The 14,469-nt window shown below is 33.5% G+C and carries 14 protein-coding genes; all 14 read right to left on the reverse strand.

Features of this window, described 5'->3' with window-relative positions; all coding sequences use genetic code 11:
* Nucleotides 1-46: 46 nt before the first annotated feature.
* The gene (locus ACSUE0_RS00450) at nucleotides 47-550 is read right to left on the reverse strand and encodes a TspO/MBR family protein (protein ID WP_436955523.1); all 504 of its coding nucleotides are present in this window, start codon (nucleotides 548-550) and stop codon (nucleotides 47-49) included.
* A gap of 43 nt (nucleotides 551-593) precedes the next feature.
* Nucleotides 594-2,093, reverse strand: coding sequence for an NAD(P)H-binding protein (locus tag ACSUE0_RS00455; RefSeq protein WP_436955524.1), 1,500 nt, complete (start codon nucleotides 2,091-2,093; stop codon nucleotides 594-596).
* A 272-nt stretch (nucleotides 2,094-2,365) separates the two neighbouring features.
* Nucleotides 2,366-2,875, reverse strand: a complete 510-nt coding sequence (locus ACSUE0_RS00460; RefSeq protein WP_119613570.1) for a DUF805 domain-containing protein — start codon at nucleotides 2,873-2,875, stop codon at nucleotides 2,366-2,368.
* Between the two features lie 166 nt (nucleotides 2,876-3,041).
* A complete protein-coding gene (locus ACSUE0_RS00465) occupies nucleotides 3,042-3,893 on the reverse strand; it encodes a GIY-YIG nuclease family protein (RefSeq protein WP_436955526.1) in 852 nt (283 codons plus the stop codon).
* Nucleotides 3,886-4,692: an alpha/beta hydrolase gene (locus ACSUE0_RS00470; protein WP_436955981.1), complete on the reverse strand. Its 807-nt coding sequence runs from the start codon at nucleotides 4,690-4,692 to the stop codon at nucleotides 3,886-3,888. Before ACSUE0_RS00470 ends, ACSUE0_RS00465 begins: the two co-directional genes overlap by 8 nt.
* A gap of 360 nt (nucleotides 4,693-5,052) precedes the next feature.
* Nucleotides 5,053-6,240, reverse strand: a complete 1,188-nt coding sequence (cntE, locus tag ACSUE0_RS00475) for a staphylopine family metallophore export MFS transporter CntE (protein ID WP_436955527.1) — start codon at nucleotides 6,238-6,240, stop codon at nucleotides 5,053-5,055.
* 11 nt (nucleotides 6,241-6,251) lie between these two features.
* Nucleotides 6,252-7,001, reverse strand: a complete 750-nt coding sequence (locus ACSUE0_RS00480) for an ABC transporter ATP-binding protein (RefSeq protein ID WP_436955528.1) — start codon at nucleotides 6,999-7,001, stop codon at nucleotides 6,252-6,254.
* A complete protein-coding gene (gene cntD, locus ACSUE0_RS00485; RefSeq protein WP_436955530.1) occupies nucleotides 6,994-7,809 on the reverse strand; it encodes a staphylopine uptake ABC transporter ATP-binding protein CntD in 816 nt (271 codons plus the stop codon). The genes ACSUE0_RS00480 and cntD overlap by 8 nt, the downstream gene beginning before the upstream one ends.
* Nucleotides 7,806-8,675, reverse strand: coding sequence for a staphylopine uptake ABC transporter permease subunit CntC (gene cntC, locus ACSUE0_RS00490; protein WP_436955532.1), 870 nt, complete (start codon nucleotides 8,673-8,675; stop codon nucleotides 7,806-7,808). Before cntC ends, cntD begins: the two co-directional genes overlap by 4 nt.
* Nucleotides 8,675-9,607 carry a nickel/cobalt ABC transporter permease gene (gene opp1B / locus ACSUE0_RS00495; RefSeq protein WP_436955534.1) on the reverse strand — a complete coding sequence of 311 codons (933 nt, stop codon included), beginning with the start codon at nucleotides 9,605-9,607 and terminating at the stop codon, nucleotides 8,675-8,677. The genes cntC and opp1B overlap by 1 nt, the downstream gene beginning before the upstream one ends.
* 15 nt (nucleotides 9,608-9,622) lie before the next feature.
* On the reverse strand, nucleotides 9,623-11,221 hold the full coding sequence (cntA, locus tag ACSUE0_RS00500; RefSeq protein WP_119613563.1) for a staphylopine-dependent metal ABC transporter substrate-binding lipoprotein CntA: 1,599 nt from the start codon (nucleotides 11,219-11,221) through the stop codon (nucleotides 9,623-9,625).
* A 110-nt stretch (nucleotides 11,222-11,331) separates the two neighbouring features.
* Complete coding sequence (gene cntM / locus ACSUE0_RS00505) at nucleotides 11,332-12,630, reverse strand: staphylopine biosynthesis dehydrogenase (RefSeq protein WP_436955536.1); 1,299 nt, start codon at nucleotides 12,628-12,630, stop codon at nucleotides 11,332-11,334.
* Complete coding sequence (gene cntL / locus ACSUE0_RS00510; protein WP_436955538.1) at nucleotides 12,623-13,441, reverse strand: staphylopine biosynthesis enzyme CntL; 819 nt, start codon at nucleotides 13,439-13,441, stop codon at nucleotides 12,623-12,625. Before cntL ends, cntM begins: the two co-directional genes overlap by 8 nt.
* Nucleotides 13,442-13,450: 9 nt before the next feature.
* Nucleotides 13,451-14,272, reverse strand: a complete 822-nt coding sequence (gene cntK, locus ACSUE0_RS00515) for a histidine racemase CntK (protein WP_436955540.1) — start codon at nucleotides 14,270-14,272, stop codon at nucleotides 13,451-13,453.
* Between the last annotated feature and the right edge of the window lie 197 nt (nucleotides 14,273-14,469).

Raw genomic sequence — 14,469 nt, forward strand, 5'->3', positions numbered from 1 at the left:
TTATATATGTTCATTTATACTTTTCACTATGTATATTAGCCATATTTTATAAAAATCGTGAATTGCCATTATAATCTTTGTTGTCTTTATTTAACCACCAATTCCCGGCGGTTAAATACGTTGCAAAAGCACTCCAAAGTGAATATGGAACCAATAGTAAGCCAGTAATCTTCTTAACATTGAAAAATTTCACAGTTGTCATTATTACTGCTCCAAGTAATACAAAACTTTCTACCAATGCACTAAATCGTAATTTATATTTAAAATACAATATAGACCATAAATAATTCAGACTTAATTGCGTATAATAAACACCTTGTAACTTTTTATTATCAGATTTATTGGATACTAACATGTATGCCACACCCATTGTTGTATAGAGTATTGGCCATACAATTGGAAAAACATAGCCTGGTGGTGAAAATGGCGGTTTCACATTCTTTTTATAGTCTTTTCGTGCATTCTTTACGGCAAATTTCCCGATAAACTTACCACTTAAAATAGGCGTTATAACTTTTATGACTGGTTTAATTTTATAGATAATACTCATTATAAAGTCTCCTTTTTTAATCGAAATGTAATGACACCCGCTTTTATCGTTCTACATTCGTGGCATGTTTATTTATGGATGAATGCTTTTTATAAGCATATTGCTTAAAGATTATTGCCCCTATCAAAATCACTGGTAAAATTATTGTTTTCTTATCTCTACTGCTGGAGCATTTTTTAGATCTCAATTTTAATTTAAAAAGATTCATCACACTTTTATGGACCTTCGCTTGTGTATATTTATAAACCCACCAAGGAAGTGTGGGCTCATATTCTTGAAGTGCTATGATACACTCACTACTATTAGGCAATCTTCTAAATTCTAATCTCGCGTTACCTCCATTTGAATCTAAAGCAAGATCTCCACCAATAATACGGTATAAAATTCTTTCGTCATTTGATGCCTCAAAATCTTTTCTTAATAGCAGTAATTCTTTATTCAGAAACGGCACCGTTATAGTAAAATCATCTTCATTAAAGTTACTGCTAACTGCATTTAATGTAATCTGGTTTAAAAAGTTTGCATACTGCTCTGCCAATTGGCTCATACTTTCATCTTTGGGTAAGGTAACCCTTGAAATCGCCCTAACGTCTTTAATCGCTCGCTTACCTTTGATTTTATTTTTACTTTTATTTTTCGACTTAGTTTCTTCTTCTAATGCGTTACGTACGCTTTCTTTATAATCAATAGCTCCAATAGAAATACCTTCCACAGTATTTTTATCATCTCTAACCATATCATGTATTAAACTGTCCATTAGTGGATAAACCATTTCTTTTGGAACACCAGAAATCAATTTAACCCAAAACTTGCTAAGCCAAATGGGAATAATAGGTAAATCTAACATAGGTAAGCGTTTGTCTAATACATCTGCTGTTTGTTTAAATAAGTCTTTATATGTCATATGTGTTGGCCCACCAATATCAATCGATTCATTAACATATGGGCGACGCTCTACAATTTTATGAAGCCCATTTATTACATCTTCAATTGCGACAGGCAATGTTGTATTGTTTGCCCATTGTGGTAGTAACAATCCAGGTAAACGTTCTACTAATTTTTTTAATATTGGATAAGAACTCCCTTTAGAACCTATTATTAAACCTGCTCTCAATGTACTTACCGGTACTCCATATGATCCCAAAATACGTTCGCACTCTAAGCGACTTCTTAAATGCGGTGATAGTTCATCAGTATTAGGAATTAAGCCACTCATAAACACAATATGCTGCACATTATTAACGCTCGCTGCCTTTACGAAATTATCTGCTAATAATGCATCCATATCTTCAAAACTTGCTTGAGTTAATTTGGCTGAAGGCATCATCGAATGAACTAGATATATAGCAATATCGACTTCATTCATCACTTTTGTTATTTCATTTAAATCGAATAAATCAGCAGATTTCCATGTTACATTTTGTTCATTCTTTTTATTCTCTATATGTCTAGAAATAGCAATAACTTCATAATCTTTTTTTAATTTATTCATTAAATGGCTACCGATATAGCCTGAAGCACCTGTTAAAAGAATTCTTTTCATATCTTATAACCTCCAATTAAAAAAGGATGAGCAGGCAAAATCACACTTTACCTCAGCTCATCCTTTACATAACAAGCTCACTTGCTCATTACAATTACTTTAATACTATTATAGCCTTTACGCTTAGATAGTTAATTTATTGTACCCTTTTCAAAAGCTTATTAATCGCTAAAGATTCGAATACTTTATAGTATAGACAATATTAAGAAAACAAAAAGCTAGAGCATCATTACTTTTAATATGCTTCCAGCCGTCAATATTTAATATCATATTTATTGATGTATATATACTTCAATATCAGTTTGGCAACTGCCTCCTAGGCCGTACTTATTAGGTTCTTTATTACCTGCAAGAATTAGTACAAACCAAGTATAAAGCGTGACCAATCCTGCGATTACTGTACCGAAAATGCCAGCTATTACTGTAGCACCAAGCAAACCGTTGCTTTCTGTATTAGCAACAACGACAATAACACCTATAATAAATAAAGTTGCAGCAATTAACGTAATAAAACCACTAATATATGAAACGATGGCAAGAATCATAGTACGATTTGTATCATGTAAACGTCTTACCATCACAGTGAAAGTAGGAATAATAATAGCTATTGCAAATAAGCCACTAAGTAAACCACTCGATACAACACCCAAAACAGAAGATATTAAAAAATTAATCCAGAAAGGATGCCAAAATTCAGGACGTGTTGACCTTCCATTAACATCAATAAAACGTGTCCAAAATGCTTTGTAACTTTCGATAACTTGATTCTGTGAACTATCCATTTAAACTCCCCTATAAGATTGATAATTACAGTGTACTAAAATAAAGTTGTACATAGCAATCAGGTTTTAAAGACTTTTATACATATTTAAAAATAAAATAATTGATAAATTTGAAAATAGAATCTATTTATGGGGCTAATAGCCTTACTTTAACTACGTCTGTAGTTTAATTATGATTCATACCATGTTTTTTAGTATCTAACACATTTTTCCAATAATTCTCTCGACCAATAATAGTTTCTGCTTTTGTTTTGGTGTCAAAAATCTCCATAATGGAATATTGAAAGTTTGTAGCTATGTATTCAGGAGTTTCTTTATGAATTATATTAAATTCTTTATTCCCTCCTGTAGGATTACTTAAGTTTGCATAGTGGCACCAACGTTGCCAAATCCCTTCAGTATTTCCTGATGCAGATCCTATATATAATTGACCATTATTTAAATCAGTAACTACATACACACCTTTAACATTACTCAAAGCATCTTTCCAACTTGGTTCGTCCCTATTTACAATTTGTTGTAATTCCTTATGTGTCAAACTAACATTTTGATAACCTGGGAAATGTCCTAATTTCACGTTTGGTGATATTTCATAAACTTCAGGTTCTAATTGGGCTTGTACTTTAGAATAGAGTCTATTATAAACATCCCTACCAATTGGCTTTTTAATTTTAATAATTAACCGCTTCCTGTATTCCTTATAATCATCCATCAAGGTCAGTTCGTAACCTTCTTTATCAAATACTTCAGGTTCCTTTTTCTTTATGTGGTAGAGCCCACCAAATACAAAATATTCTGGTCCATATGGATAATATTGCGCTAAAGATATAACATATTTAGCGTTACCAAAATTATTATTAGTCTGTTTCTTTTTCCATGCATTTATCTTAATCCATTCTGGACTATCCCTTAACAATAAATCCCATGCTTTTACGTTTACGTCGCCACTGTTCATATTAAATTTAATCTTTGTTTTATCAATATCTGGCGTCTTTATAAAATCTGTTAATTTAATCATCTTGTTTCCTCCACAAAAATGCTATAAAGTCTTTAGCAACTTCTTTATTTTCATGTAACTGGCTATGTTGTGCTGATTTACCCTCATACTTGGATTCTTTATAGCTTTTCGGGCTATCACCAAGTAAATATTTTAACGACTTAGATGAACTATTAGATACACGTCCATCAGAGCGAGTTCCATCTTTCAAATCGCCAAATATGTTTAATACGTCGATATTTTTACCTTTATATATCTCTTTAAGTTGTTGCAGCTCTTGATAAGGGGGATTCATACGGCTTGGTTTACCATTAGCATCCACACTAATTTCGTTCACTTTTTCATTCATATTTAATACGCCATTATATGTTCCAGCAATATTCACTTGTTTATTCAATTGAGGTAACGATGGGTCATTCCCATATGTCAGCATATATTGAGCAAATGATAAATTCCCCATAGAATGACCTACAAAATTAAACTTATTAATGTCGTATTTACTTTGCAATTTCGTTAATACATTTTTAAACCATTTCGCATTTTCATCAAGATCACCTTGCTTATTATTTGCTAGCTCAATTTGTACAATAGGATTAGTTGTATCTGTTTCAAGTTTCCCTTTTATTTCTACATCTCCATCTTTAGATACAATTGCTGTAATCACATCTTTAGTTACGCCATTTTGTTTAGCTTGCTTAACCATATATTTTTCTGAATTGGCGCTTCCACCATAACCATGTAGAAATAGTGTTGGTATTTGGCTATTAACAAAATTTGAGTGTCCAGACTTTTCCATCGCAGATTGATTTTGAGTAAACATCTTTATAGTAATAAATGCCGCTATAATAACAATAACTATGATACATATGCCCCAAATCCATAACTTCCTCACTACAATAACCTCTATTCTGTCATTTTGTTTTAAGTATAAAGTATGTTAACAAAGATTTCCTTATTATTTATTTGAATTTCCAAATTTAAAACGGTATAAAATGCCTTTCTTAAGCAATTTATACCGTTTGTTATATGTTTTTATATGTAATATCTCTATAATTTTAAACTTAATCAATAAATCATTTTAGAATCCACGCTAAGTATAACGATACAGACAATACTATTTTCATGATTATAATTATTTCACTTTTCAAGCATCATGTACTAAAACTTTTGATAATCTACACTAGCTCGATTTATAGGGTATAGGCCGTTTCGTCACACTTAACATCATTATGCAAATCACAAGCAGGCCACAAATAATATACATCCATTTAAATCCTAGTAAATCAGATAGAGGTCCCATTATGACACTTCCCAAAGAAATACCTAAATCTGCACATGCAATAAACAAACCCAATAACATGTTACGCCCCACTTTAGGTAAGACAAAGCTTAGATAAGATGTTAATGTTGGGTATACCAATGCTTGTGTCATACCGATTAATATTGCGCTCGCATAGAAAATAACGACGCCTACTTGCGGTCCAAACGCCACAACAAAAGATGCAATCATTAGTAGCGATAATACAATCACCATAAATTTTGGATGCCATAATCCATCCGATGGGATATATTTTCTTAAATAAAATCTTGCTACAACCACTGCTATAGCTTGAATAGTTAGGAATATACCAGCACTAGCAAAACCATAATTCACAGTGTACAACGGAACAAAAGTACTTACCGCACCAAACACAATCGACGCTACAATCATGATTAAACCACTATTGAACAACTCTTTGTTTTTGAAAAACTGAGCAAATACCGTAACCGCATTAAATGACATTTTTTCAATTTTATGGGACGTATCTGGTTCTTGTTCGGCAATTGTGACACGATAACCAAAGAACGTGGTGGATAGCGCAATAAAAATAATAACAATCGCAAAAATAGATATATTATCAGCGTGCCAAATACCAATAGCTATAATAGGACCAATCAAATTAGGAATTGTCGAAAATAGTGAATACAACGAAACCCCTTCTGAACGATGCTCTTCTGGTAAGGCATCAATAATTCCTAGTTGTAATGACATCGAGAAGAATGCTGTACATACACCTTGCATCACACGTGCCAAGAAATATCCTTCTAATCCAGTAAAACCGTATAGAATTAAAGCAATTGCATTAATAATTAAAATGATGCGTAATACTTTAATCGGGCCAACACGTGCAATAATTTGTCCTGCCCAAGGTCTAAATACCATAGCAGTTAGCATATAAGCACCCATTACAATACCGATAACCGTATTTGAAGCTCCAATATCATGTCCTCGTAATGGTATAAAGACATTCAAAATAGCGTTAGCACTAAAAAACATTAATGTTAGTATATATAGTCTCAAAAAAGGCCATGCCATAGCACCTTTCATTGTCTCACTCCTTAGAATGATAATTGTTTTTCAATCAATGCTTTTGTATAAACATTATCACTTAGATGTAAATCTTTGGTTGCAATTTGTTCTTCAATTTTACCGTTTTTAAAAATAATTAACTGTTCACATAAATAGGTGGCAGCTTGAATATCATGACTAATAAAAATATAACTTAACTGCCTTTTCGAGCGTAAATTTACTAACAAATCTAAAATTTGGGTTTGAATCGACATATCTAAAGAACTGATTGCTTCATCAAACAAAATATATTTAGGATTCATACATATAGCGCGCGCTATCGCCACACGTTGCGCTTCACCGCCGGATAACATATTTGGATATTTATCCATGTATACTTTCGATAATCCAACTTCTTCTAATAATTCAATAGCTCGTGCCTCCATGACTGCTTTAGATTGATTGTCACACTGGCACATCACTTCTAATAATATTTCTTTCACAGATTGGAAAGGATGTAATGAAGATGTGTAATCTTGAAAAACCGCACTTATTTGATGATTTCTCACCTTTTTCTTATACATTGCCTGATCATTCAACGTTACTGAACCTTTATTAGGCTTCTCAATACCTAATACCATCCTACTCAATGTTGATTTTCCACTACCACTCTCACCGATAATTGCAATTGCTTTACCAACTGGACATTCAAAGGACACATCTTTAACAATAGGGGTCATGCTACGCCGAAATATGTGTGAACGCGAATACGATTTTTCAACATTCATAATCTTAAGCATTTGAGTCACCCCTTAATACAGATTTAAAATAATCATTAACTTTTTTTCGTGTGGATAATAAATACTGAGTATACTCTTGTTGTGGTTGGTATAGTACCGCTTCTCTAGTGCCTTCTTCAATAAGTTGTCCATTCCTCATCACAACTACTCGATCTGCGATATGATTAATTATTGTTAAGTCATGTGAAATAAAGATCATGGCGCAATCGAAATGATGCTTAATATCTTTAAACGCCTGTAACACATCATATTGTGTAATAGTGTCTAAAGCTGTCGTCGGTTCATCTGCAATAATTAGTTTGGGTTTTAATGCCAAAGCTAAAGCAATCATCATACGCTGTAACATCCCCCCAGATAACATATAAGGGTATGACTTTAATATCTGTTTGGGATTGTTTAACCCCATATAATCCATATATTCTATCAAAGTTGCTTCGATTTCTTGAATAGATCGTTGCGTATGAACCTTCATAGTTTCAATCAATTGCTTGCCCACTGTAGATGATGGATCGAATGCACGGCTACCTTGTTGCATAACCATCGCAATATCTTTACCTCTATACTTCTTTAACTGCATCTCTGACAAAGTAAGCATTTGTACATTATTAAATGTCACTATCCCTTCAACACTTAAACGATTAGGATTTAAACCTACTAAAGCTTTACATGTGACTGACTTACCACTACCACTTTCACCAATAATGCCTATTACTTCACCTTCATCCACTGTAAAATTCACATCGTTAACAATGGTCTGATTTGTCCAGCTATCTTTGATAAACAGATGTTGTACTGTTAATAACGTCATGATTGCACCAATCCTTTCTTCACAGAACGTAGTTTTTCCTTTGAAGATATCCTTGGATCAATCGCAATTTGTAATGCGTCTGATAAAAAGTTAAATGCCATAACTATAATAACGATTGCAATACCCGGAGCAAACATCATTTCTGGATGAGTGAACATAACTTTTCTAGCTTCATTGAGCATCATACCCCATTCAGCAGTCGGTGCTTTAACACCTAACCCTAAAAATGAAAACCCAGATATTTGTAAAATCATGGAACACATAGAACTACTTGAGATTATTGCAATATCACCAAGTGTCAACGGCATAATATGTCTGCGAATAATTTTCAAATCACTCATGCCAATTGTCTTGGCAAATTTAACATGGTCTGAGGCAGTATATTGCATAACGCTTGTGCGAATCACACGGCAAAACCATGCCCAGCGCGTTAAAATAAATGCCATAATAATATTTTCAGCACCCATACCAAATAAAGCAATCAGTGCGAGTGTAACAACATAACTAGGGAATGCTAACATCACATCACACATACGCATGATAAGTGCATCAATATAACCCCGGAAATAACCAGAAACAAAACCTAATATGGCACCAACTAAAACAGAAATAAAAAGCGCTACAAAAACATATAATAAGCTGGGTCTAATCGCATAAATCAACCTCGTTAAAATATCCCTTCCTAAATGATCAGTTCCTAAGAAATGTTGTAAACTTATTCCACTATATTTGTTAGCTGTATCAATATGATTAGGGTCGTGTGTTGTCACTAAGGGGGCTGCAAAACCTAACACAACATATAAGACAATAATAGCTAGAGTAATAACGACACCCCTATCTTGTAATAAACGTTTTAAAATAATCATCAAGGTGCCTCCCTTAATCTTGGATTCAAGAGTGCATTGATTATATCTGCCAATGTATTAAATACAACAAATAATATAGCCACAATTAATACATACGCTTGTATGACAGGAAAATCATGCTCTAATATGGCTTTCAAGCTTAATTGCCCTAATCCTGGCCAAGCAAATATATACTCGATTACTACTAATCCACCCATAATCATTGGTATAGACATGCAGAAGATTGATACGGCAACTTGTAATGCATTACGTAATACGTGCAACATTAAAGTTGTCGATTTAACACCGCATGCTTTCAAATACAGTACATAGTCTTCATTTAACTGCTCAACAATTGAACGCCTAATATTTCTAAAGTAAATACCAGCATATGCAATTGTAATAACAACAACTGGCAATATGTAACTTTCAGGACCTGTCAGCCCAGAGGTTGGCAATAAATTTAAATTTACAGAAACGTAAATGATTAACATCGAAGCAATCCAATAAGATGGTAAGCCTGTTAGAAAGAAAGCCACAGAACGTATCGTACGATCTGCAAATCTCCCTCTTGTTAAGGCACTGACAACACCTAAAATAACTGATGTGATCATTACCGTAATGCTAGATATGACAGTTAGTTTTAAGGTGTTTAAAAATGCTGGACCAATACGTTCTGCAACAGGGTCCCCTGTAATATAACTCGTACCAAAATCTAACTGCAATGCTTGTAATAGCCAATTCATATATTGAATCAATAACGGGTCATTTAATCCGTACTTCTCATTTGTTTCTTCAATTAATTGTGATGATACGTCTGGCGTGCCTTGCGCATGTAAAATTGTAACCGCCGGGTTTTCATCTGTTATATAAGTTAATAAAAATGTCATAAAACTTACTACAATCATCAGTGGAATCATAATCATCACGCGCTTTAAAATAAATTTGAACATTATAAATGCACTCCTTTATTTAAACTGCATTTCATTAAAAGGCAATTCATATTGCGACTGTGTAAATGATAATTTCTCTAAATCATTAGGTGCAACTACTGTCATTCTGCCGTGTGATATAGGAATGAAAATACCTTCATCATCTATTTGTTGTAAAATTTGTTTATATGCATCAGAACGTTGTTTACTATCCTGAATTTTAAATGATTCCTCAATATTGTCGTACAGCTCATTCTTATTAGCGATACCTGATGTCGCACTTTCATAACCATTACTTGCTTTAAATGCGCTAATTGTACTTTGTGGATCATACAATAATCCCCAAGTTTGATTAAACATCAAGTCATAATCACCAGATGTACGACGTTCAGCAACTTTGTCCGATGTATCACCATTAATTTGTAATTGAACTCCCATTTTCTTAAATTCTGCTTGTAAAAATTCTGCTTGTTCTTTTTGATTCGATGAGCCTGTGTCATAATACATAGTCATTGTTAATTCTTTACCATTTTTTTTGCGGACATTACTATCTTCTGTTTGTTTCCAACCTGCTTCATCTAACAGTGCTTCCGCCTTTTTCACATCATATTTACGTGTAGGCATGTCAAAATTAATGTCTGTAACGTTCTTCGCGAATAGTTGTGTTGCCGGATTTTCTTCGCCATCTAAGATTTCTTTAGTTATTTTATCTCTATTTACCATATGACCAATCGCTTGCCTTACAGTTTTATCACTCACTGGGCTATCTTTCTTACCAGAATTTGCCACTAACATTTTTGTATTCATGGGCTGGCTGCGTTTTACTTGATAATCACCAGAATCTTTCAACTGTTTTAAAGCATCTTTGTCTAAGCTATCTGTACCTCTATCGTCTGTGAAAGCAAAGTTTGTCTCACCCTTTTTCATTGATAAAAAGGCAGTCTCACCTGCTGGCATTACTTTTGCTTGTATTTTGTTTAACTTAGATTTTTCGCCCCAATAATCATTGTTTTTATTAAAATCTGCTGACTCGTCTTTTTTATGTTCACCAAGTTTAAATGGACCTGTGCCATCAAATGATTTTACACCATTCTTAGTTCCATCATCCTTAAAATCCTTTGGCGATACAAATACATATGGTCGCGGCATTGCTAACTCTGCTAAAGCCGGTTGATACGGTTCTGTTAACTGGAGTTCAACGGTATATTTGTCTTTAACACTGACATTATCAATTAATGTTGAAATCTTTAACCATGAATGCAAATTTTTATTTTGTTGAACTGCATCAATATTTTTCTTAACTGCCTCAGCGTCAAACGCTGTACCATCGTGGAATTTAACATTATCACGCAAATGGAAAGTATACGTTTTACCATCATCAGATATATCCCAACTTTTAGCTAACAATGGCTTGATACCGTCTTTAGTATTACGTACAAGCGGCTCATAAATCATGCTTTCTGCAGACATAGATCCGCCATATACATGTGGATTCATATCACCAATATCTTTCACTGTTGTATACGTTAACTGCTTATTCTCTTTCTTTTCCTCTATGCCTTTACCGTTTCCACATCCCGCTAAAATAATGCCTGATGTAATTAACACTGCACTCATCTTAGTAATTTTGTTCATCATTTTTCCTCTTTTTCATTTAAAAATTGTAATATCATTTATACTTGTGTGGAGAATACTTATGTAAAACCAAAAAATATTTAATATTTTTATATTACAAATCCTTATTACTAAATCTTACCTTTGGTATCTAAAAACTCCTCTACCAAAGATTTATCATCTTTAAATACGTTCATGATGAATTGTGATGATAGTTGTTGGTTATGGTTATGCTTTTTATAGTCCTGACAATATTGTTCATAACGTTCCATAAATGTATCAATCATTGGTGTCTCAACATCTAATAGCTTGCCAATATGTTGAATAATTGAAGTACGGTAATAATCCTCGCTTGGCATGCGTGGTATGTGCACGGCACCTTGTTCATTTTCATAAAGTTGCTTAAACGGCACCGCCGAAAAATCAAAATAGCGTCCGTGTTGATCAGGTTTAGAAAACGGATCAATTAATATTGCTGTATACCTCACATATAGTAAATATTCTTGATGAATTGCTGGTAACTTTTCAAAACTGGAGATATCATCATCCGCTAATGTCTCAGGACGCACAGGATAGTTGTCTTTCACCATAAACTCCAAAAGGTTGACTGACCGCACACTAAATTTTGCCAAAATGTTCATCAACTCTGTCCACATCAAGCGCATTTCATGAATGAGCGTCATCGTAATTGGGCCTTCTGGAAATAGCTTATATACATAAACAGGTACTTCTGTCCCTTCAAAAATAACTTTTAATGAAAAATCATTCATAAATAATGGCGGGTGCACATACAAAGAACTATTGCGTGTTTCAGCATGTAAAGGTGTTGGCATATCTATCAAATTTATGTGGAATTGCTTGAACACACTTTTTAAATAATTGATTGTTGCTGAATGCTCACGATTAGAACCTACGTATAATTTCGTCTTCACCCCAGTTGTTACAACATGATTAGGTTGCGCAGTATCATACAAACGCGTGTCCCCCATATATGTAGAAAATGATATAACTTCAATGTCTTTATTAAAGTTAGCCATATGCTGCTCTACAATCATTTGTGAACCAAATGTAGGTGATACTAACAAGATATGCTTTACTTTTTCTAATATTGCTGTCGACAGTTGTACCAATGTACTGTGATATGCATCTGCAGTACACGCCATAATAATCGTGTCATAGTGATCATTAACGACTTCTATATCTTCATACAAATGATTAATTTGGAAGCGTCCTGCCATGTGTTTATGGGCATCATTTTGCGTCGTTACTTCAAAGTATTTATCGTTTTGATATGCTTGAAATAATTTTTTTGATTTCAACGAGGTTGAGGTACGACCTACCATATCTATTTGTTTGTCTGTTGTTAGATGACACAGATTGGCCAATTGAATTGCAACTGGCCCCGTACCTATAATTAATATTTTAGACATCCGCTACACCAACCTTTATTGCGGCCTTACGGTATAAAGCAATATCAAAAATTTGATTAGGTTGTATACGTTTATCTACACATCGCCATTTACCTAAGCTAATTTCCTTAGAAGGATAATTAAACAGTGATTTGATTCCGTCACCAAACCGCATTGCAACAACAACATTTTCATTCGTTAAATCATAAAGTTGCTCTAATATGGCATATTTAATTGGAATTGTTGAGCTAAATATAATATGCGTCACTTCTTTGATATCTACTAATTGGTCTACTGTCTGCTCTGTAATCTCTATATCTTCATTTGGTGCTAATACTTTAATAATCTTTTGACCTAAATCAACTGCCATTGGATCAATATCAATGCCAATAACAGAAGCACCAGTCTCCTTAGCCACTTGAATAAGCGTCATAGGATATGCACCAGATCCAACTAACAATAATTTGTCATTTTCAGTTATATGACATTGTCCAAATTCCTCATTAATACAGCGCTCTATGTTGTCAAAGTAGCCTGAAGTAGAAGCCTTACCGTCTAATAAACGTTGCGCTCGAATAACTTCTACTTGTTTAACACATTGGGCTGATATGAATTGAAGTCTCGATGTAAGATGTTCTTTTACCGCTTCATCTTCCCAATCTTCATACAATCTTCTAAAAACTGGATTTAATATAAACTGACTATACTCATCCACTAATATTTCTAATGCATCAATGTAATCACTGTTTTTTAAGACATTTGCATATAGTGTTTCAAAGTTCAATAAATATTTATGTAATATAGCACTAATCTCTTTCTCTAAATTATTCATTTCAGTCTCCTATTCTATAAATGCTTTTCCTGTTGCTACAGTTGAGACTTGCCCTTTAATGGAAGTTTGGAACCCAGACTTTGGACATTTCCTAGATGTTACTAAAATGTTGCCACCTGGCTGATGAACTATAAAGTCCTCGCATGTACTTTCAGCTTTATAATTTTTAAAAATACCTATCGATGCAGTACCAGAACCACAACTATTTTCCCAAACTAAACTTTTAATTTCTGGCATAAAAATAAGTGGCTTAAGAAACTGACGTTGTTCATCAAATAACATGATACCTATCGTTTTATACTTATTACTCCATGTTTGCTGACGGACAAATTGTTCAACTTGATGTTGCAATTCTGTAGTCACTTCAGTGACTGGAACAACAAAATGCACATATGACTCATATACAATTTCTATTGCATGCCGTTGTTGCTGATCAATATTAAGCTTTATTGCGGACACGTGCTGTGCTTGGGGCATACTGACTTCATAATGTTGATCACTATGTACTTCACACTGAACCAACCCTGAACATCCTGAAACTTTTATTGCACATTGCCTTTTTTGCAATATATTACTTTCTTGTAAGTAATGTATGTATGACATTGTGGCATTACCACAAAATTCATTTCCGCTCATAACTAAATGGCAATTTCTATTTAAATCCGTATTGGTAGACTCTATAAATCCAACTTGCTCACAACAAACATGACTCGTTGTCATTAATTGATTAGCTATGTTTGCGTAATCTCTTGAATCATGTTGCGAATGCACTAGTATCGTCATATTCCCCGATGGATTATACTTAGAAAATTCTATAACCTTTCGATTCATACGACTCTCCTTCTACTTAAAATTATTTTATGTAAGCCTGCTAACATTGATTAAAAAACTTTAGATCATTGCGCAACCTTATCAAATCGTAATAGTTACGATTTGATTTATATAATATCTTGGTCTTGTATAGTTGTCAATACAAATGATAATATTTTTCAATTAATAGTTATTAAAAAAACTTGAATTGTGCTTTT

The sequence above is a fragment of the Staphylococcus sp. AS1337 genome (assembly GCF_051408735.1).
GTDB lineage: Bacteria > Bacillota > Bacilli > Staphylococcales > Staphylococcaceae > Staphylococcus > Staphylococcus xylosus_B.